This window comes from Acetobacter sp. AN02 (assembly GCF_029759835.1).
In the GTDB taxonomy this organism is placed as follows: Bacteria; Pseudomonadota; Alphaproteobacteria; order Acetobacterales; family Acetobacteraceae; genus Acetobacter.
Genome location: NZ_JAJJND010000042.1, coordinates 1 through 20,566, shown reverse-complemented (window position 1 = coordinate 20,566; position 20,566 = coordinate 1). Strand labels below are relative to the sequence as shown.

Sequence of the window (20,566 nt, the reverse complement as noted above, 5' to 3'; positions counted from 1 at the left end):
AACGCTTCGATTTGTTGCTCATGAATTCTTCTTACCTCTCGGGTCGTTCTGTCTCCACAAAACCCGGGGCAATTCACTGGCCTCAGACGGCAGAGAATGGCATATCTCTTTTTTATGTCGTGGGTGGCCGGCGTCAGAACCGGTTTTTATGTGTGAGGCAGATGGTGGTGATTTCTGGTTTTTCCCCTTCCGGCCGGACAGCCCGCCTCCGGGCATCCCGGGTGATCCCGGGCAGTATCGGCGCGCTGGCGGTAACCCTGACACTGCCGCTGTTTCTTGCCGGATGCGATGTCGCGGATGACGACATGCGCTTCGCACCGGCCTGCGCGACCGTTCATGTCCAGGATGTTCTGGGGGATTACTACCAGTATGACGGCAGCCCGGGCATCTTCTCCCATCTGGTGACACATGCCAGCATCGTGCGTGTGAAGGGGGAATGTATCGCATCGGGGATCAAAAACGAGAGTACCCGTATCGGTCTGCATATGGTCGTGATGCGGGGACCGGCGGCGAAGAGCAATACCGTCACGCTCCCCTGGTTCGTTGCTGTCGTACATAATGACAAGATCGTCGGAAAACACGTGTATCAGCAGACCGTCACCTTCCCGCCGGGAACGGACAGCCTGCAGTTTGACGGGCGCGTGGGTTCGGTCGATCTGCCGGTCCGCCCCGTCAATACGGGGAATGACTATATTTTCGAGATCGGCTTTCAGCTGAGCAAGGATCAGGTGAAATATAATCGTGAGCACAATGTCAGGGCCAGCTTCTCTCCGCTCTGACGTGCCGGTGCGGATTCTTTTCATTACCTCCACCCGGCTCGGGGATGCCGTTATTTCCACCGGGCTGCTGCGCCATCTTCTGGCGACATATCCGTCCGCGCGCTTTACCGTGGCCTGCGGGCCGGTGGCTGCAGGGGTGTTCGAGCGGATGCCGCGCCTTGAGCGTGTGATCGTGATGGAAAAACAGCGTTTTGATCTGCACTGGCTGGCGTTGTGGCGTCGCTGCGTGACGTCTGTGTGGGATCTGGTTGTCGATCTGCGCGGATCCGGCGTTTCCTGGTGTCTCCTCGCATCGCGCAGGATGATTGTCCGGGGCGGACGCCGTCCGGGGCTGAGACTGGCTCATCTGGGGGCGGCGTTCGGGCTGACCCCGCCGCCGCTGCCGCAGATATGGACAGCGCCGGAGGATCAGGCCGTCGCGGATGCGGTGACAGGGCAGCCGGAGGCGGAGGATATGCTGATCGGTCTGGGGCCGACAGCAAACTGGTCAGGAAAGATCTGGCCTGCGGAACGTTTCATCAGCCTCTGGCACGGATTGCGGGAAGCCCGTCCCGGAGCGCGGCTTGCGGTTTTTTACGGACCGGGCAGAACCGAACGGAAACTGGCCGCACCGCTTCTGGCATTGCCGGAGGCGATCGATGCCGGTGGCCGGTTTTCCCTGGCGGAGACCGCGGCGATGCTGTCCCGCTGCGCATTTTTTGTGGGTAATGACTCCGGTCTGATGCATCTGTCTGCAGCGGCAGGAACGCCGACTCTGGGGCTGTTCGGTCCTTCCCGCGTCAGTGAATATGCGCCGTCCGGGCCTCATGCGTTCTCGATTTCCGCTCCGGGGCCGGAAGGAGAGGCGCCGATTGCGGGGCTGGCCGCAGATGAGGTGCTGGAAAAGGCGCTGGATGTCATTGGCGGGAGGGCCTGTGGATGAGCGCTCTGCGGCCGCGCGTGGCGCATGTCATGGCCGGGGCGGCACATGGTGGTGCGGAGATGTTTTTCGAACGTCTGTGTCTGGAGCAGAAAAAAACCGGTCTTGAGGTTCTTCCCGTCATCAGGCGCAACGGGGACAGACGGGCCCGTCTTGAGGCCGGGGGGCTGGCTCCGGCTGAACTCGGGTTCGGGGGAAGGCTGGATTTACTGACGGCTCCCCGTCTGCGCCGGGTTCTCCGGCAGTCCGCACCGGATGTCGTGGTGACCTGGATGAACAGGGCCGCGCGTTTCTCTCCGGAGGGAGACTGGACTCTTGCAGGAAGACTGGGCGGTTTTTACGATCTCTCATGGTATCGCCGCTGCGCTCATCTGGTCGGTAATACAAAAGGGCTTGTGAGCTGGATGCGCGCGCAGGGCTGGCCGGAAGACCGCGTGCATTATGTTCCGAATTTTGCATATGATATCAGACCTGTTTCCCCGGAGCGCCCTGATTCCATTCCGCGGGAAGCGCCCTTCATTCTTGCGCTGGGGCGGCTCCATCCGAACAAGGCCTTTGATGTTCTGATACGTGCGATGGCGTATCTTCCCTCAGTCTATCTGGTGATTGCAGGGGAGGGGCCGGAGCGCGGGTCTCTGGAGGATCTGGCGCGCCGGACAGGCGTTGCGGATCGTGTGCTGATGCCGGGATGGGCGGCGTCTGCTCCGCTGATCAGGGCCTGTGACGTTCTTGTCTGCCCGTCGCGGCATGAACCTCTGGGGAATGTCGTGATCGAGGGGTTCTCTGCCGGGGTTCCGGTTGTGGCGGCGGCCTCACAGGGGCCGTCGGAACTGATCGTTTCCGGAGAGAACGGCCTTCTTGCGCCGGTGGAAGATGAGCGCGGTCTTGCTGACAGGATTTCCCAGGCGCTTGGTGATCAGGATCTTGCACGCCGGATTGGCGCGGCCGGGCGTGCGGTTTATGAGCAGGATTTTGCTCCGGAGCCGGTTCTGGCCGCATGGGAGCGCTTTCTGTCAGATGTTTCTCCGGATCGGGGCAGGAGAGGCTGATGTGCGGCATTGCAGGAATTTCCTGGGCGCGCGGCGTTGCCCCTCGTGAGGCTGCCGTTCTTGAAAAAACGGCTGCGGCTCTGGCACATCGCGGACCGGACGGAACGCATATCGTCCGTCTCGGGCGGGCTGACCTGATCCACACGCGGCTGGCGATCATCGATCCCGAGGGCGGAGACCAGCCTCTGCGGGCAGGTCCGGCAACGCTGGTTGCCAACGGAGAGATTTACAACGATCCGGATATCCGGAAAAAACATTCTGAATATAAATATGTTTCCGGAAGTGACTGTGAATCTGCCCTGCGGTTATGGGAACATGATGACGCCTCGTTCGCCTGCGGTCTGCGCGGGATGTATGCCATTGCCATTCATGATGCACAGCACGGGGAAATAACGCTGTCCCGCGATCCGTTCGGGATCAAGTCATTATATATCGCTCATTTTTCAGAGGGGATTATATTCTCCTCTGAAATTTCTGCCCTTCTGGCCTCCGGTCTGCTCACGCCGGAGGTGGATATCGCCCGGCAGACAGAGTTGCTCCAGCTTGGTTTTACGACCGGGGCGGAGACGATCCTGTCCGGTATACGACGGATTCTTCCCGGAGAGACCATAAGAATTTCGGAAGGACAGATCGTGTCCTCCTCCCGTATCCGAGCTGTGCCGGCTGTTGCTCCTGATCCGTCTCTTACGGAAGATGCAGCGCTGGACAGGCTTGATGCGGCCCTGACAGACAGCGTGCGCGTGCATGAGCGATCCGACGTGCCGTTCGGGATGTTTCTTTCAGGCGGGATCGACAGTGCGGCTGTTCTGGCCGTTATGGCGCGTCTGCGGAAAGAGAGTGGCCGGTCTGAGGCACTGATGGCCTGGACGGCGGCTTTTGATGTGCCGCAGGCGGCGGATGAGAGCGAGGCTGCCCGAGCCCTGGCCGGAGCGGCCGGTGCGGAGCACGACATCATCCGCATCACACGCGATGATGTGTGGCGGCATCTTCCGGAAATCGTGGCCTGCATGGATGATCCGGCTGCGGATTATGCCATCATCCCGACATGGTTTCTGGCCCGCAAGGCGTCGCGCTCTGTCCGGGTTGTCCTGTCCGGAGAGGGCGGAGACGAGCTTTTTGCGGGATACGGACGCTATCGCTCTGCGATGCGGCCCTGGTGGCGTGGAGGAAAACGACCGTGGAGACATGGAATTTTCGACAGGACGGATGTTCTTAAGGAGCGGGGCAGGCACTGGCGCGACGGGATTGCGGCGGCGGAGATGGCCGCGCTGCAAGGCGCTCATGGTCGTCTTGCCGCAGTGCAGGCCGCGGATATTGCGGAATGGCTGCCCAATGATCTTCTTCTCAAGCTGGACCGCTGTCTGATGGCGCATGGTGTGGAGGGGCGCACGCCTCTGCTCGATCCGGTCGTGGCGCGTGTGGCCTGGTCACTGCCGGACGGGATGCGTATCCGCGATCGCATGGGCAAATGGCTCCTGCGGCAGTGGCTGGCCCGCACATTCCCGGCCGCGAGACCCTTTGCGCCCAAGCAGGGATTTACAGTTCCGGTCGGAAGCTGGATTGCGGCCGAAGGGGACAGGCTGGGGCAGCTGGTGGCGGCAGATCCGATGGTGCAGGAGATCGCGCGGGCTGAGAACGTGCGGGCGCTGTTCCGCAATGCTGCTGCCCGTCATGCGGGACATGCGGCCTGGACGCTGCTGTTCTATACTCTGTGGCACAGGATTCACGTACGGGGCATGAAGCCGGATGCCGGTGTTTATGACATGCTCGCGGCCTGAGACCGCTGCCTTTCTGCCCGCCCTTGCCCGGCTGATTCTGACGATAAGGACACTGTGATGCGTTACGATCTGGTTATCCGCAACGGACACTGCATTCTCCCCTGGGGAGAGTATCAGACCGATATCGGGGTCATATCCGGGCGGATCGCAAGTCTGGATGTTCCAGGCGATGCCGATGCGGGTGAGGTGATCGATGCGAAAGGCCTGCATGTTCTGCCAGGCTTGATCGACGCGCATGTGCATCTGCGTGATCCGGGCAAGCCGGAGGTGGAGAGCATTCCCACCGGGACGAAGGCGGCGGTGCTCGGCGGTCTGACGACTGTGTTTGACATGCCGAACACATCTCCGGCCATCACCACGGACGAGATGGCGCGGTGGAAGCAGGAATATGCCTCTGCGGAATCCTGGACCGATTTTGCGTTCTATATCGGTGCGACGCGGGACAATACGCCTCGTCTCGGGCAGCTTGAACAGATGGATGGCATCTGTGCGGTCAAGGTATTTGCCGGGTCCTCCACCGGGGATCTGATGATCGAGGATGATGCCGGGCTTGAGGCCGTCATGCGCCACGGCCATCGCCGCGTGGCCTATCACTCCGAGGATGAATACCGGCTGCAGGCCAGAAAGGGCATGTTCAGTTCGGGTCAGCCCTGTTCCATGCATATGGTCTGGCGTGATGAGGAATGTGCTTTTCTCGGCACGCGGCGGCTGATGGCGCTGGCGCGGAAAACCGGGCGTCCCGCGCATATCCTGCACACCTCCACGGCGGAAGAGCTGCATTATCTGCAGGGATATCGCGATATTGCGACCGTGGAGGTGCTGGTCAATCACCTTACCCAGGTTGCACCGGACTGCTATGACCAGCTCGGCTCCCTGGCCGTGATGAACCCGCCGATCCGTGATCGCCGTCATTACGAGGCGGCATGGAAGGCGGTTGCTGACGGCACGATCGATGTCGTCTCTTCGGATCACGCGCCGCATTCGCTGGAGGCAAAAGCCCGTCCCTGGCCGGACTGCCCTGCGGGACTGACCGGTATTCAGACGATTGTCCCGGTCATGCTCAGCCACGTCAGCGCCGGGCGGCTGTCACTCGGGCGTCTGGCCGATCTGATGGCGTCCGGCCCGGCCCGTGTCTATGGCCTGCAGGCCAAGGGCCGGATCGCTGCGGGTTATGATGCCGATTTTACCATTGTGGACATGAAAGCCCGGCAGACGATTACGAATGACCGGATCGTCACACCGGCGGGCTGGACACCGTTTGACGGAATGGAGATCATCGGCTGGCCGGTCATGACCATTATCCGCGGGCAGATCGTGATGCGTGATGACACTGTCTGCGGAGAGCCGCGCGGGCAGCTTGCCCGATTCACGCCATGAGTCTGATGCAGTAAGGACGGTGCTCCCGGCATTCCGCCCGGGAGAATCGGGCTTATGTTGCGAAAGCATCTGAACAGACAATGAAAAACAGTCTTCTTCTCCCGCTCGGCCGCTGCCTCGGAGCGTTTGCTCTGGCCGGCACGACGCTCGTGGCAGTTCCTTCCGCCCGGGCCTGGGCGCCGCCGTCCTCCTGTGGCACGGAACCATCCGCGCCGTCAGTGGAGACCTCTTCCGTAGAGAAATATAACGCCAGTATCGATAAGGTTACGGCGTACGAAAAACAGGCGCGGGCCTATAACAGCTGCGTGGCGAAAGAGGCGACAAAAACGGAAAGCGCCATCAGTGCCAAAGCTAAGGAAGAAATCGGTCAGGTACATGACGGTGCCGTGGGCGTACAGCAGCGTATCGCTGCCAGCTTTACGAAGCTGACGAAGCAGCTCAAGGCCGGTCAGACGAAATTCGGCGTGAAATAGGAGTTACGTTCCGCCGCTCATTTATACTGACTGGACGGCGGAGCGTTGCCGTAGCTTCTGTTCAGCCGGTCGGCATTCTGCTCCGCAGCACGGTTTGTGCCGCCATCGTAAGGCGCAGATCGGCCGTGTGTACTGCCGGTATTAAATGTCTGGAGGAGGGACGCGAAGGGCGGCCCTGCCCGTAAGTCGACACGGATGGAGCAGCCGGACAGGCGGCTGCCTCATACCAGTGGTCTCTCTTTTCAGAGTGTCAGTTCAAGATTGCTCTGGGCATAGGCGCCGGATTTAAGACCGGCATCCCTCATGCCGCTGCCGAGGAAGAAATACATCGCATCGACGCTGAAGGTCACATGGCGCGTCACACGCCACGTAAAGCTGGCCTGAGGGGCCGTGCCGATATAGGAACCGTGTACTTTTGGCGACGCGGCATAGACACCGGTCGGGTTGCTGTAGACCGCGTCATGCGTATTCGCACGCCACATCGCATGCACCTTCATAAGAAGGGATGTGTTGCGGCTGGTCGTGACGGTGGCAATCGGGCCGACATCGATCAGGTTGGTATTGCCCGTGTAGGTACTGATATCGGTGTAGTAGGCTGACGGCACGAAGGGATTGAGGAAGTTGCCCCAGTCGCTGGTTCTGCTTTTCTGGCTGTTTCCGCCGGAGAATTTATCCACCTGCAGACCGACAGCCGGCTTTCCCCAGGTTTTTCTGAAGCGCCATGAGACCTGGGACGTGATGGCATAGGCAGAGACACCGCGACGATAGGCATTGTTGGCGGCGTGAAAATAACCGCCCTGCCACATCCATCCTGCGGAGAATTCCAGCGGTCCGGCATTGCCCCACACGCGCATGCCAGGCGTGTCACGTCTGGTCGATCCGGCCTGGGTGCCTGCCCCCGTATAGACATTGCTGTTTGCCAGAATGTAGCCGAGATAGAATGTATCCACGAAGATCTGGCTTTTCACGCCGAGAAACTTGAAGGACGGTACGGCGTAGGATGTGTAGGCGCCGAACAGCCGGGTCTTGTATCCCACCTGATCACGAAACGGGACATTCTGCAGCGTCCAGTTCGTCATGGTCAGGTCAAACAGATCGACGCGGAAGTTTTTCCAGAACGCATATCCACGGATACCGTTCCAGGAATAGGGAATGGTCGGATAGACGCTGCCTGCGGAGATATAGGGCGGCATGTCCAGAAAGGTCATCCGCCCGACCATCACGCCGGTCTGCGCATGAAACAGCTTGCCATGAACCTCGACAAAAGCCTGCTGCGCGTCGAGCTTGCTGCGCCATCTGCCGTTATTATAGCCGAAATATCTCGTGCCGCCGGCCTGACCGCTCATCAGTTCGCCGTAAAGGCGCAGATGCTCGCCAAGATGGAGGTCGGCACCGGCATTCCAGCGGAACTGCGTGCGCAGCGTATGCTTCAGACCGTTCGTTCCGAAGAACGGATGCTGATCATAGAAGTTATGCTGGCGGAAGTTGGCGCTCAGGGTCAGATAGACCGATCCGCTGTTATTGAACGGGATATATTTCAGCGGATCCAGAAAATCGATCCGGTTCTTCGGATCACGCAGGTTGGACCAGTCCTCGGCCCAGCGGGAAACGGCGTAATAGCCAACGGTGCCGAAGCCCGCGGCCGCGCCGGTGTTGGAGTTGAAGATCCCCCACGGTCCCTGATGCAGCAGGGCAGGGGAGGCTACGTTTCTCTGCAGATTCTGTGGCTGGGCATAAAGTTCGGGACGGCTGTCCAGTGTTGGCAGAAGCGTATTGTTCCAGAAGCCGGTTTTACCCCTGTCCTGGCTCGGGACGGAACGCGAGCCGAAATTATTGCTGTTCTGCTGCATTGCTTCGTGATGCATGGGCGTGATGACCCCGTGCTGCACGATCGAACTGCCCGGTGCGGTTTCGGCATGTGCGGACCCGTTCGGGACAGACCCGCACAGAAATACTGCAAAACAGCCTGCGGTTGATGTCAGAAGTCCGGCCAGTCTGGAACGGCAGGCTGGCCGGAGCCCTCGGTGGTAAATCGTCATAACCAGACCTTCAGTAAGCTTTTTATTTTTTTTGAAGACATTACGTCCCATGTTAGGAGCGCATGTCTTGCATGAGATAGGTGCATGAAAAAGAAATTTCAGTCACCTGGCATTTTCGTGTACTCACCGCTCTGTTCTGCGGGTGTGGCGGTTCAGCAACATTTTGTTGATGTTGATTTGTTTGTGAAACAGACTGAATACTCAGAAGCTGTTCCGACAGGCGTCGCCATCCGTCTGCTGCCGGGGGAGGGGGCGTGAACGATCCGATCACCGTCTGGCTGCCATGGGTGCTGTTCATCATCACAGCCGTGGTCTGCATTTTTCTGCTTCTGTCCCGCCGCACCGGAAAAGGGGGGATGGATACGGACCTGCTGGCTCGTCTTTATGTCCTGACGGAGCGCGACGGCGCGGCCCGTGCTGCAGAACAGACGCAGTCTGCAGCACGGATCGATCAGCTCAGGCTGGATATGGCAGAGCGGATCGGAACAATGACCGGGCTTCTGGGCAAGGAGCAGGCCGAAGCCCGCGCTGCCCAGGCCGAGGCCCTGCGTGAGATGGCTGAAGCTTCATCCCGCCATCTGGGGGCGCTGCGCTCTGCGGTGACGGAGCAGCTGCACACGGCTGTCGGAGAGCAGATGCAGACCTCGTTCCAGCGCGTGCTGGAACAGTTCTCGGTCATGCAGCGCGCAATGGGCGAGGTGTCCGCCATGACCGCGCAGATTGGTGATCTCAAACGTCTTTTCTCAAATGTGAAGACAAGGGGCGGCTGGGGAGAATCCCAGCTCCGTTCGATTCTGGACGATATCCTGCCGCCCGGATCGTTCGAGGTGAACCGGCGCATCGGTCAGGGCGGAGATGTTGTGGAGTTTGCCATCCGGATGCCGGTCAGGGGCGAGCGGGCACCGGTCCTTGCCATCGATTCCAAATTTCCGATGGAGGCTTATGAGCGTCTTCTGAACGCGGCGGAGGCGGATGACCGTGAGGCAGAGCGGGCGGCCCGTCGCTCCCTGGAGACGACACTGCGGCTGGAGGCCCGTAAAATCGCCTCGAAATACATCCTGCCGCCGGAAACATCGGAGTTTGCCGTGCTCTATCTTCCGACGGACGGTCTTTATGCCGAGGTTGCGCGCAGCCCGGGTCTTCTGGATGAAATCGGACGTACGAGCCGTGTGATCGTGATGAGTCCCGGACTGATGCCCGCCCTGCTGCGGACGATCCACCTGGGCTATGTCACGCTGTCACTGGAGGAGCGGACGGACACGATCGCCCGTCTTCTGGGCGTTACGCGCAATGAACTCGTTAAAATGGATGCGGTTCTGGAAAAGCTGGGACGGAACGCCCAGGCCATGACCGGGTCCATAGAAGAAGCGCGGAGACGGACGCGCGTGATGTCACGTCAGCTCCGCGATCTGGATACGGCAGACGGGCCGGAGCCGGAACCGCACGCGGACCCGGATACCGGCGAACTGCCGTTTCAGCCTTCCTGATCAGCCGGACGCATCTTCACGATTTTGTCCGGATCCGTGACCATGCCGCTGGAGCCGCGGCCCTTCTTGATCTGGTCGATATGCTCCATGCCCTCGATCACCTCACCGGCGATGGTGTACTGGCCATCCAGGGACGGGCAGGGCTCGAACATGATGAAGAACTGGCTGTTGGCGCTGTCCGGATTCATCGTCCGGGCCATGCCGAGCGTTCCGCGCTCAAACTTCGCCGCGTTCGTGAACTCGGCCTTCAGATCCGGCAGATGGCTGCCGCTCGTGCCGGTTCCCGTCGGGTCTCCGGCCTGAGCCATAAAGCCCGGAATCACGCGGTGGAACACGATATCGTCGTAAAACCCTTCCGCCGCCAGAGCGCGCAGACGCTCAGCCGCCAGAGGAGCAAGGTCAGGGCGCAGGCGGATCACAACACGGCCGGTGCTGAGGTCCATATTGATCAGATCGTTGCTGGCTTCGGTCATATTCTTAAATCCGCTGAAAGCGTGACCGGGCAAACCGGATCACGCGCATGAAACGACGCCGCGCTCCGGATCGGTGCGGCAGCAGGTCTGCGCCGTGTTAACACTTTCCGAGAGCAGCGCGAACCCGCTGACAGGCACCGGGAGGAGCAAAGGATGTAATGTCCCCGCCATGGCGCGCAATCTCCCGCACCAGCCCTGATGAAATATCCTGCACCTGCGCCCCTGCCACGAGGAAGACCGTCTCGATCCCGGGTGCCAGACGGGTGTTCAGCCGGGCCATGGGCGATTCATAATCCAGATCGGTGCCGTTGCGCAGGCCGCGCAGGATCACGGAAGCACCGTGGTCCTGCATCGCCCGGGTCAGTAAGGTGCTGAAGGAGACAGCCTCGATCTGCGTGCCGGTCTGTGCGGCAATACCGGGCAGAACCTCCTCCAGACAGGCCAGGCGGTCCGGGAGGGACAGCAGCGGATTTTTCCCCGCATTTTCAGCCACCCCGACAATCAGCCGCCCGAACAGTCTGGCCCCGCGCCGGATGATATCGAGATGCCCCTCCGTCACGGGATCAAAGGTGCCGGGATAGAATGCTGCGGGAATCCGTGTGTTCATCTCAGACATGATCTTCAGTTATCCGCAGTCCGGAACTGCCGGTCCGCCGGGCGGAGGCCGCAGAAAGAAAAACCAGCCCTGAGGCTGGTCTTTCCGTTATTCCGCTCCGCTCTCAGGGGCCTCTCCGCCCTCGGGAGCGGCATCATCCTCGTCATCGGCGGAGTCATCCTCCATCACCGGGAAGACGCTCGTGACCGTCTCGGTCTCGTTCAGACGCAGAAGGGTTACGCCGCTGGCCTGACGGGACATGATACGCACCTGATCGACAGGAACGCGGATCAGACGGCCCGCATCCGTCACGAGCATGACATCCGTACCCGGCAGGACCGGAAGCGTCGCCACAACCTCGGATCCGCGCTTGCTGGCGGAGAACGTCATGTTGCTGATGCCCAGGCCGCCACGGCCCGAGACGCGATAATCATAGGCGGATGAGCGACGGCCATAGCCCGCATCGCTGACGGTCAGGAGAATTTCCTCTTTCTCCTCCAGCTCGGCAAAACGCTCCGCGGACAGAGCCGTATCGGCCACGACTTCCTCGTCCGCCTCGATCACCTCGGCATCCTCGGCATCTTCCGTCGCGTTCTCGGCCCGTCTCTTCGCGCTGGCAGCCTTCAGATAGGCCACGCGCTCCTCGGGCGTTGCCGCGACATGGTTGAGGATGCTCAGGCTGTTCACCTCATCGCCCGGCGCCAGCTTTATGCCGCGCACACCGGTGGAATCACGTCCGGCGAACACACGCAGGGTCTCATCCGTAATGCGGAAGCGGATGCTGCGGGCCTTGCGCGTGGCGAGGAACACATCCTGCCCTTCGTGACAGGTCGCCACGCCGATCAGGCGGTCTCCTTCGTTCAGCTTCATGGCAATCAGGCCTGAAGCGCGGATATTCCTGAAGTCGGACAGACGGTTACGCCTGACGCCGCCGCTGGCCGTGGCAAAGACCAGATGCAGCGCCTCCCACAGCGTCTCGTCCTGGGGCAGCGGCAGAACCGCCGTGATGCTGTCTGACCCGAGATCCGGCAGGAGATTGACCAGCGCACGCCCCTTGGCCGTCGGGCTGGCTTCGGGAAGCCGCCAGACCTTCTCGCGATAGGCCTTGCCGCCGGAGGAGAAGAACAGCACCCACTGATGCGTATGGGCATTGAAGGAGCGGATCACGATATCATCGCCGCGTCGCCCGGCTGCGGTCCGGCCGCGCCCGCCACGGTTCTGCGCCCGGAACACCTCAAGCGGCGTGCGCTTGATGAACCCGTCCCGCGTGATGGTCACGACCATCAGTCCCGGCTCGATCAGGCTCTCGTCATCCTGATCCCCGGCATAATCCGTAATCTCGGTCATCCGCGGAGAGACGATCGCCGCGCGGGCGGTCAGAAGCTCCTCACGCATCACTTCCATACGGCGGACATGCGAGCCGATGATTTCCAGAAGTTCGCTGATTTTGACAGCAACCTCGGAAAGCTCAGCCTGAATTTTCTCCCGCTCCAGACCGGTCAGCCGCTGGAGGCGCAGTTCCAGAATGCCGCGTGCCTGGGCCTCGGTCAGCCGCACCTTCCCGTCGATGACGACATTGCCCTCATCATGGATCAGGGCCAGAAGCGGCTCGACCTCGGCCGCATCCCACTCGGCCGCCATCAGCGCCTCACGCGCCGCCGCCGTATCGGGCGCGGAGCGGATCAGGGCGATCACGGCGTCGATATTGGCCACCGCAATCACGAGACCGACCAGCAGATGTCCGCGATCACGCGCCTTGCCGAGATCGAAGCGTGCCCGCCGGAGGATCACGTCCTCACGGAAGGCAATAAAGGCGGACAGGACGTCCGTAATGCCCATCAGCTGCGGCTGGCCGCCGTTGAGCGCCAGCATATTGACGCCGAACGAGGTCTGCAGCTGCGTGAAGCGGTAAAGCTGGTTCAGGACGACATCCGGTGTCGCCTCACGCTTGAGCTCGATCACGACGCGCATGCCCGAACGGTCGGACTCATCGCGGATATCGGAAATACCCTCGATCTGCTTCGTGCGGACCAGATCGGCGATCCGCTCCTGCAGCGTCGCCTTGTTCACCTGGTACGGAATCTCGGTGACGATGATCGCCCGGCGGTCCTTGCGGATCTCCTCGATGGAGGCCCGTGCCCGCATGATCACCGCGCCGCGCCCGGTGGCGAAGGCGGAGCGGATGCCCGAACGTCCGAGGATCAGGCCACCCGTCGGGAAATCCGGCCCCGGAATGATCTGCATCAGCTCATCAAGCGTGATGTCCGGATTGCTGATCATGGCCAGCGTGGCGTCAATCACCTCGCCCGGATTATGCGTGGGGATGTTTGTCGCCATACCGACAGCAATGCCGGTCGCGCCGTTGATCAGGAGATTGGGGAAAGACGCCGGAAGAACCTGGGGCTCCTCCTCGGTCTCGTCATAGTTCGGCTGGAAATCGACCGTATCGCGGTCGATATCATCCAGCAGGAAGGATGCGGCCTTCGCAAGACGGGCCTCGGTGTAACGCATCGCGGCGGGGCTGTCCCCGTCCACGGAGCCGAAATTTCCCTGACCATCGATCAGACGGACCCGCATCGACCAGGGCTGCGCCATACGGACCATGGCGTCATAGATCGAGGAATCGCCGTGCGGATGATATTTACCCATGACATCACCGACCGCGCGGGCCGATTTGCGGTAGGGTTTGTCCGCCGTGAAACCGCTTTCACGCATGGCGTAGAGAATACGGCGATGAACCGGCTTAAGGCCGTCCCGCACGTCAGGCAGGGCGCGGGAGACGATCACCGACATCGCATAGGCGAGGTAGGAGGACCGCATCTCCTCTTCGATGGTTACCGGAACCAGATCGGAGGGAAGGGGAGGAATCGGCTGGTCGGAGGTCGTCTCGGTCAAGGTCAGTCCGTCATGTCATGAGTGTCCGCCGCAAACGGGCACGGAAGGCCTGCCGGCCGGAGCGATCCGGCGGCGCAGCATACCCTAGCACAGCCGCAAAGAAGGAGGCCAGAGACGAGCGCCGCCGGACGGCGTTTCGCGGCGCTTTCCCCGGTATCACGCCGCCTGGCCGCCCCGCAGGGCCGGTGCGGACGGCTTCAGAAATCGGCCTCGACCGTAAAATGCCAGGTCCGGGGCATACCGGCATAGGCCGAGTTGGTCGCGGTCGTCAGGCCGTTGGTGCTCGAGGGATAGACCGAGGCCCAGTAGCGCTCGTTCGTCACGTTGTTCACACCGAGGCGCGCCGTCATCATCACGTGCCGGACATGAAACGGATACCGGACGCCAAGATCGAGCAGGACATAGCTGCCCGCAAAAGTGGTGTTGTAGACGTTCGCCGCGCGGCGGCCGGTGTAATGCACGTTGGCATTGACCGCGAGCCCCGAGGCAAGGCTCCCCTCAGGAAGAGGCAGACGCCAGTCCAGCAGGACATTGGCCTGGACCGGCGGGACGCCCACAACCTGCTTGTGGCTGGTCGAGGCCGTGCCGGTATTGCCAAGCTGGGCGTCCAGCCACGTCACACCGGCCAGAACCGACAGGTTTTTCGTGATCGATCCGGAGGCCTGGAACTCCACACCGTAGTTACGCTGCTGCCCGAATGCTCCGTAGATATGGGTTACGGGATCGGTGAACGGGGCAGGGCGCGTCATGCGGAAACCGGCCGCATTGAGCATCAGCCTGTTCCACAGAAGGAACTTATAGCCGACCTCATATTCCTCATTCTTGTAAGGCGTAAGAATTTCATTGGCATTTTCTGCCGATGTCGGGGCCGTATCACCCGGCGTCACGCTGCGGCTCCAGGTGAAATAGGCCGTCTGGTTCTCTGCGGGTTTGTAAAGCAGGCTGACCGAAGGGCTGAATGCCGCTGCCCGGCTGTAGGTGCTTTTCGTCACGGCCCGGCCGAGCGCCGTATTCCATGAGTAGTTATGGGCATGAATCCAGGACCAGGACAGCGTGCCCATGATGGACCAGTGTCTGTCAAAATGCAGCGTATCCCCGACAATCATGGACTGGCTGCGGATATAGGCCGACTGATAATGCCCGCTGTAATGCGGCTGATGCCCCTCGAAAGCCTGCGGGTCATAGATCGATCCCGTGCCCAGAACAAAGCTCTGCCCGGATGTGGGATTGTAATTTCCCATCATATAGCCGTTGGTGCCGATCACGATATCATGGCCTATGAACCACGTTTTTACATGGCCGTTGATATAGGCAAGGTTGCTCCCGACACGAAAATTCTTCGCGGTCGCCGCAGCGGAGATCGTCTGCCGGTATCCGCCCTCATTATCCGTCAGCTGATCCGTGGTGCCGAAATTCTGCCGGTGGGCGTTCTGATACAGCCCGCCGAGTGTCAGCTTCCAGTTCTCGCTGATCTGATGGTATATTTTCATATGCGCGATATTGGTTGTCGCGTTATATCCCGCATAATCCTGGGACATATGAGGCTTGCTGAGATCCGGAGCCGCAGGCAGGACCTGGGTGATATCCGTCCCGGCAAGCGTGGTGCCATAGGCAAAGCCGGGCGCGAAGCCGCGCTGTGCGTAGGAATACTGGCTGGCCCCGACTTCAATTCTCGTGGACGGGGTGATGCGGAAATCGAATTCGCCATCCACAAGACCACGGCGCAGCCAGCTCTGCTTCACATAGCCGGTACCGTCTCCGTTGAGCAGATTGAGGCGATATCCGAACCATCCGTTCTTTCCGGCGCGGCCCGACAGATCACCCTCTTCCATAACCGCGCCCTTGGAATCAATCCCCAGCGTCAGACGCCGGATATTTTTATCCGTCGGTTTTTTCAGGGAATATGAAAATGTTCCGGCCGGATTCTGAGGCCCGTACAGAGCGCCGCCCACACCGTTGAGAACCTCAAGGCCGTCAAACTGCTCGCCTGCATAAGGTGTTGTCGAAACCGCATTCAGACCGTCAATCCGCATATTGGAGACGACATCGCTTTCAAAGCCGCGCGACTGCGGGCGGCTCGTATTGGCATCGCCGCGGATTTCCAGCTGTACGGACGGCAGATATTTCATCAGGTCGTTGATATTGCGGACCTGCTGATTGGCAATCACGTCCCCGGTCACACCCATGACGGAAAAAGGCGTGTCCAGCAGCTTCCTGTTCCCTAAAGGCCCCATATCCGCAACAGGCTTGAGATACCGCGCCGATGTTCCCGCGATCTCATGACCTGAAACGGTAATCCGCTCGGTCCCGGCGGGAGCAGGCGTGCCGGTCCGGTGCGGATGATGCACGGTCGTGTTCCTGCGTGTCTTCGCAAGGACCGGAGAGAGCGAGGAGATAAACAATCCGCTCAGAAGAACGGAATATCCTGTTCGGTTCATGATCTTTCTGTTTCAGGAAGGCAGGTGGCCGGACAGGATCTGAGACACTTCATCCCCGCTCAGGGAGCAGTCAAAAAACGTCCTGTAGAAACGCGATGTTTCAGAGCGAAGATCGATGTCGGAGAACAGATCCGGATGGAACATCCGTGCCGCCCACCGGAGCTGGAGAAGAAATTCGGTGCCGTAGCGATCCCACGGGAACATACCGAACGGATTGGAAATAACGCGCCCTTCTTTCACCGCGCGGAGCATCTCCCATCCGGGAGGGGCGGCGCCCTCGGGTGGCAGGGTGACGCCGCCCTGCACGATGATGATATCCGGATCCCAGGCCGCAACCTGCTCGATCGTGGTCGTGCGCTTCGTCCCCGACACGGCTGCCGCAACGTTGATGCCGCCTGCCTGCGTGATCCATTCGCCGATGATGGAATGTCCGCCGTCAAAGGCCACGGGAGACAGCCGGATCAGATGCAGGACACGAGGCCGCTTTTCCATCGGAACCGAGGCCAGCCGTGCGTTCAGCAGGGTGGAAAGCTGTTTCAGCTCAGACGTCCAGGACGCCGCACGGTCACGCGCCAGAGGCGTGTTGATCACATCCGCCGTGATCGCCAGTGATTTCAGAAGTCCGGACATATCCTGAAACGCCATTGCCATGGTCGGAATACCCGCCGCGCGCAGGGGCAGGGCCTGCTGCTCCGTGGACGTAAAGGCCAGCTGTATACCTGCGGCAATCAGCATCTCCGGATTCAGTCCGGCAGGATGCACGAGATGCGCGTCCTTCAGCCCCGAAGCGATTCTGTAGAGCCAGGGAAACTCATCCGGACCGTCCACAGTCACCCGGATCCGGGAGCCTGCACCCAGCATCGTGACGATCTCGTTATGGGCGAACCACAGATCCGCAATACGCAGCGGTGCGTCCGGAACTGCCACGTCCGTCCCGAACATATCCTGCACGTGGCGCGACGATTCCGCACGCACGACAGCCGGCAGGCACAGGCCCGCAGCGCCTGTGCTGAGCAGCCTGCGTCGGGTCAGGAAAGAGGGGGACAGCTTTACGTCCATATTTTTCTGTATATAGACAAAGTGCGGTAAGTAAACTGCCTTTAACCCGGAGAATGCAGCCTTATTGCCCGATATTCCCCTTTTTCAGGGCACGAAAGGTCATGAGAACCGCTGTACTGCCGAAGGTGATGATCACGCCCAGCGGAACGAGCCAGGGAAATGCGATGCTCTGTCCGCCGGGACGACAGAATCCGATGATCAGCGCCATGACCGGCAGGGTAACGAGAAATGCGGACAGGGCCGTCCGCTGATCCACCGATCTGACCATCATGCCCAGAAGAAAGGCCCCGAGCAGGGCGCCGTAGGAATATCCGGCAATCTGCATGCCGAAAATCAGAACCGACTGGCCGGAGGCGGAAAATCCGCAGGCGGCGGCAATCAGGGCCACGGCCCAGCATCCCGTCACGAAGGCCGTCGAAAACCGTCCTGGTCCTGACGGCCGGGCAGGCAGAAGATCAGCAAAGGTCGAGCTGGTCATGGCATTGAGAGCTGAGGACAAAGATCCCATCGTCGCGCTGATCACTCCCGCAACCATCAGCCCCGACAGTCCTTGAGGCAGACCGGTCACCATGAAATGCGCGAAGACATCATCCGGGGAATGATATCCGGCAGCGGAGAGCGACACGCCTCCCGCTCCGGCCCGCAGGAAAATACCGCACAGGGAAAGCAGGGCGAACAGCGCGGTGACGACCACGGCACTGAAGACCATCGCCTTGCGCGCATCTTTCAGAGATCGTGCCGCAAGAACGCGCTGGACCATAAGCTGATCCGTCCCGTGGGAGGCCATGGCCATGATCGCTCCGCCGACCAGCGCCGTGAGCGGAGCAAAAGCATCCGTCAGCACGGAGCCATGCAGCGAGAACGGAAAGAACTGCCCCGGTTCCGCAGCCAGACTGCGCCCGGAAGGCGGGAGACCATGGAACAGCCACACGGCACAGACCGCAGCACCGGAAAAATACAGAATGAACTGCGCCGCATCCGACCAGATAACAGCCCGAAGTCCGCCGAGCGCCGTATAAAGAGCCGTCAGCGCGGTCAGTCCGATCAGCACGGCCAGAGGAGAAAGAATCAGGTCATGCGCGGCAAGCAGCGCGCAGACCGGCAGGGTGGAGGCAAACAGGCGCACGCCTTCCGCCAGCAGACGCGTGATCAGAAATGTGCAGGATGCCGTGCGCTGCATATGCCGCCCGAAGCGCAGCGCAAGATATTCATAGGCGCTGGTCAGACTGCCGCGCATGTAAAGCGGCAGCAGCCAGCGGGCGACAGCAATCCGCCCCAGCAGATAACCGCCGCCCAGCCCGACAAACACCATACCCTTCTGCCAGGCGATCCCGGGCACGCTGATAACGGTCAGGGTGGAGGTTTCCGTTGCGACAACGGACAGGCAGATCGCCCAGGCCGGAAGATCGTGATGCGCGCTGAGAAGATCCTGACCGCTCCGGCCGCGTCCTGACAGCCAGAGCGCACCGCCTGTCAGGAAAACGAGCCAGAGACCGATGGCAAGAAGGTCAGGACTCACCGCGACCGGTCAGAACCCGAGAACGGCGTCTCCGCCGAAGGTGAACATGCCCGTATTGCGGCCGGCATTGAACGGGCTGGTGCCGTTGAGCGAGCGGTCAAATCGGATTTCCGGGCGGATCGCAAAGGTGCGGATATGATGGCCGAGATCAGGATGATAGCTCACTCCGAGCGTCAGGGCACCATAGGTCGTCGGAGGTGCGGAAACCGCATAGGAGGTCTTTCCGGCAATCGCGTTCATATAGGAGCGGTTATCGAGGAAAGAGGCCACCATCAGGCCGGTGTTATCACGGAAAATCTCGCCACGATAGTTGAAGCTGAAGGACGGGGAGACATCCCATGTCAGGAAGCTGACAAAGCTGTAGGTCTCGGCCCTCAGCCCTTCGTCATGAAGGAAGTTGAATTCCCCGGTCAGGGTCACCTTGTCGGAAATTTTATAGGCAGCACTGAGATCGTTCCAGAAACGCTGTGCGGTGTTGGCCCTGTGGCCCAGCGCCCTGATGGAGTTTTCAGGACCGACACGGCCGAGATAGGTAATATCGAGTTTATCATGCAGAAGATGATGAATGTTCAGGCCGAAATAGGCCGCCGGTTCATCATTGTTATCACGACGCCCGAACGTGGTCTGGTTGCCGGTATCCAGGCCGAACAGAACATCATAACGATCATCGACATGCAGGTTGAACATGGCCCCGACATGCTCAAACGGCACCGCATATTCAGAGGTATAGGCAAGGGTGTAGAACTGACGGGACATCGGATCCATTCCCTCACGCCCCATCGGAGCCTGAAGAATACCCGCCTGCATATCGAGGCCGCCTTTGGTGATGATCGGCGCATGAACGTCGATATGCGCCTGCGCCGGAATAAACTGGTACCGGTCAGAGGTCATCCGGTCGGAAATACCGAGAAGATGGTAATATCTCGCATCCGAACCATACAGCGCCTGCAGATTGAAACCGATCTGCCAGTCACTTTTGGCAGGATCGATATCACGGGAAAGCGTGAGATAGACCTGGTCCAGCTGGACCTGATTGGCATGATCCCCGAAGAAGTTTCCGTAGTTGATGCCATCGGCAGGACGGGCGGGATTCGCCGTAATACCGCCTTCGATCTGTCCCTTGAGGGTCACGTCGTTAAGCCAGCTGCCGATACCGGTCTTGGCGTCGTTGTGAAAGATCGAAACCTGCGCGCTTGCCGGTGAAATGCAGGAAAAACCAGCGACGCTCAGTGTGGCTGACACCTTGAATACAGCCGAACGCAGAGGCTGCAGGATACGCTTCAGGGTAATGCCATTCATACTCTGTTCCTGCCTGTGCCGCCCGCGGATGCGGGGCGGGCCTGAGATCGATACACAGAGAGAATGAACCGATTTCGTGATGAAACACAACAGTATGAGTAAGGAAAAACGACAGCAGTGCGTAGCTCTACTGCCGTGTATGATATATCTGCCGATTTATTATATGTAACTTGCCAGAGAAATATTCTTCATATTGGAGATCAGAGTATAGGATGCTTGAAGAGAGGTGGAGCCCGTTTTTCAGGCATGGGCCTACGTGTTTAGTCCCGGGGTTTGATGGTGTAATATTTTCACGCGAGTGGAAGGAAGCATTATGGGACAGATACGTCATGGGAGCGCCACGACCACGCACGCCGTGCGAGCAGCAATACAGCGATCGCAGGCTTC

The 20,566-nt window shown here is 60.3% G+C and carries 16 protein-coding genes; 8 read left to right on the top strand and 8 right to left on the bottom strand.

What is annotated here, in order from left to right; translation table 11 throughout:
* The 6 genes from LOC54_RS06810 to LOC54_RS06785 all read left to right on the top strand — a co-directional run.
* A partial coding sequence (locus tag LOC54_RS06810) for a hypothetical protein (protein WP_279313070.1) occupies nt 1-779 on the top strand: 779 nt, incomplete at its 5' end.
* Nucleotides 780-786: 7 nt separating this feature from the next.
* Nucleotides 787-1,701 carry a glycosyltransferase family 9 protein gene (locus LOC54_RS06805; RefSeq protein WP_279313072.1) on the top strand — a complete coding sequence of 305 codons (915 nt, stop codon included), beginning with the start codon at nt 787-789 and terminating at the stop codon, nt 1,699-1,701.
* Nucleotides 1,698-2,747 (top strand): glycosyltransferase, encoded by a 1,050-nt coding sequence (locus LOC54_RS06800; RefSeq protein WP_279313069.1) that lies wholly within the window; start codon nt 1,698-1,700, stop codon nt 2,745-2,747. Before LOC54_RS06805 ends, LOC54_RS06800 begins: the two co-directional genes overlap by 4 nt.
* Entirely contained in the window at nt 2,747-4,525 is a 1,779-nt protein-coding gene (asnB, locus tag LOC54_RS06795) for an asparagine synthase (glutamine-hydrolyzing) (protein ID WP_279313068.1), read from the top strand. Before LOC54_RS06800 ends, asnB begins: the two co-directional genes overlap by 1 nt.
* Nucleotides 4,526-4,582: 57 nt before the next feature.
* Nucleotides 4,583-5,902: a dihydroorotase gene (locus tag LOC54_RS06790; protein WP_279313067.1), complete on the top strand. Its 1,320-nt coding sequence runs from the start codon at nt 4,583-4,585 to the stop codon at nt 5,900-5,902.
* Nucleotides 5,903-5,982: 80 nt separating this feature from the next.
* A complete protein-coding gene (locus tag LOC54_RS06785) occupies nt 5,983-6,375 on the top strand; it encodes a hypothetical protein (protein WP_279313066.1) in 393 nt (130 codons plus the stop codon).
* 242 nt (nt 6,376-6,617) lie between these two features.
* On the opposite strand, the gene LOC54_RS06780 is transcribed toward LOC54_RS06785, so the two are convergent.
* The gene (locus LOC54_RS06780) at nt 6,618-8,414 is read right to left on the bottom strand and encodes an alginate export family protein (RefSeq protein WP_279313065.1); all 1,797 of its coding nucleotides are present in this window, start codon (nt 8,412-8,414) and stop codon (nt 6,618-6,620) included.
* A gap of 84 nt (nt 8,415-8,498) precedes the next feature.
* Here LOC54_RS06780 and LOC54_RS06775 point away from each other — a divergent pair, with 84 nt between their 5' ends.
* The gene (locus tag LOC54_RS06775; RefSeq protein ID WP_279313064.1) at nt 8,499-8,672 is read left to right on the top strand and encodes a hypothetical protein; all 174 of its coding nucleotides are present in this window, start codon (nt 8,499-8,501) and stop codon (nt 8,670-8,672) included.
* Nucleotides 8,669-9,901, top strand: coding sequence for a DNA recombination protein RmuC (locus tag LOC54_RS06770; protein ID WP_408740310.1), 1,233 nt, complete (start codon nt 8,669-8,671; stop codon nt 9,899-9,901). Before LOC54_RS06775 ends, LOC54_RS06770 begins: the two co-directional genes overlap by 4 nt.
* Here LOC54_RS06770 and LOC54_RS06765 read toward each other — a convergent pair.
* The 7 genes from LOC54_RS06765 to LOC54_RS06735 form a co-directional block, all read right to left on the bottom strand.
* Nucleotides 9,889-10,374, bottom strand: coding sequence for a peptidylprolyl isomerase (locus LOC54_RS06765; protein ID WP_279313063.1), 486 nt, complete (start codon nt 10,372-10,374; stop codon nt 9,889-9,891). The two genes, LOC54_RS06770 and LOC54_RS06765, sit on opposite strands and share 13 nt — an antisense overlap.
* Nucleotides 10,375-10,471: 97 nt before the next feature.
* Complete coding sequence (coaD, locus tag LOC54_RS06760) at nt 10,472-10,990, bottom strand: pantetheine-phosphate adenylyltransferase (RefSeq protein ID WP_279313062.1); 519 nt, start codon at nt 10,988-10,990, stop codon at nt 10,472-10,474.
* Nucleotides 10,991-11,077: 87 nt separating this feature from the next.
* A complete protein-coding gene (gene gyrA / locus LOC54_RS06755) occupies nt 11,078-13,864 on the bottom strand; it encodes a DNA gyrase subunit A (RefSeq protein ID WP_279313061.1) in 2,787 nt (928 codons plus the stop codon).
* A gap of 197 nt (nt 13,865-14,061) precedes the next feature.
* Nucleotides 14,062-16,302, bottom strand: coding sequence for a TonB-dependent receptor (locus LOC54_RS06750; RefSeq protein ID WP_279313060.1), 2,241 nt, complete (start codon nt 16,300-16,302; stop codon nt 14,062-14,064).
* Between the two features lie 12 nt (nt 16,303-16,314).
* Nucleotides 16,315-17,361 (bottom strand): ABC transporter substrate-binding protein, encoded by a 1,047-nt coding sequence (locus LOC54_RS06745; protein WP_279313059.1) that lies wholly within the window; start codon nt 17,359-17,361, stop codon nt 16,315-16,317.
* A gap of 61 nt (nt 17,362-17,422) precedes the next feature.
* Complete coding sequence (locus LOC54_RS06740; protein ID WP_279313058.1) at nt 17,423-18,880, bottom strand: sodium:solute symporter; 1,458 nt, start codon at nt 18,878-18,880, stop codon at nt 17,423-17,425.
* A gap of 9 nt (nt 18,881-18,889) precedes the next feature.
* The gene (locus LOC54_RS06735; RefSeq protein ID WP_279313057.1) at nt 18,890-20,179 is read right to left on the bottom strand and encodes an outer membrane beta-barrel protein; all 1,290 of its coding nucleotides are present in this window, start codon (nt 20,177-20,179) and stop codon (nt 18,890-18,892) included.
* Nucleotides 20,180-20,566 lie beyond the last annotated feature (387 nt).

Excerpts from the sequence above, each read along its gene's own strand:
- LOC54_RS06800 (WP_279313069.1), top strand. The coding sequence starts at position 1,698 with ATGAGCGCTCTGCGGCCGCGCGTGGCGCATGTCATGGCCGGGGCGGCA.
- asnB (WP_279313068.1), top strand. The coding sequence starts at position 2,747 with ATGTGCGGCATTGCAGGAATTTCCTGGGCGCGCGGCGTTGCCCCTCGT.
- LOC54_RS06790 (WP_279313067.1), top strand. The coding sequence starts at position 4,583 with ATGCGTTACGATCTGGTTATCCGCAACGGACACTGCATTCTCCCCTGG.
- LOC54_RS06785 (WP_279313066.1), top strand. The coding sequence starts at position 5,983 with ATGAAAAACAGTCTTCTTCTCCCGCTCGGCCGCTGCCTCGGAGCGTTT.
- LOC54_RS06780 (WP_279313065.1), bottom strand. The coding sequence starts at position 8,414 with ATGACGATTTACCACCGAGGGCTCCGGCCAGCCTGCCGTTCCAGACTG.
- LOC54_RS06775 (WP_279313064.1), top strand. The coding sequence starts at position 8,499 with ATGAAAAAGAAATTTCAGTCACCTGGCATTTTCGTGTACTCACCGCTC.
- LOC54_RS06765 (WP_279313063.1), bottom strand. The coding sequence starts at position 10,374 with ATGACCGAAGCCAGCAACGATCTGATCAATATGGACCTCAGCACCGGC.
- coaD (WP_279313062.1), bottom strand. The coding sequence starts at position 10,990 with ATGTCTGAGATGAACACACGGATTCCCGCAGCATTCTATCCCGGCACC.
- LOC54_RS06750 (WP_279313060.1), bottom strand. The coding sequence starts at position 16,302 with ATGAACCGAACAGGATATTCCGTTCTTCTGAGCGGATTGTTTATCTCC.
- LOC54_RS06745 (WP_279313059.1), bottom strand. The coding sequence starts at position 17,361 with ATGGACGTAAAGCTGTCCCCCTCTTTCCTGACCCGACGCAGGCTGCTC.
- LOC54_RS06735 (WP_279313057.1), bottom strand. The coding sequence starts at position 20,179 with ATGAATGGCATTACCCTGAAGCGTATCCTGCAGCCTCTGCGTTCGGCT.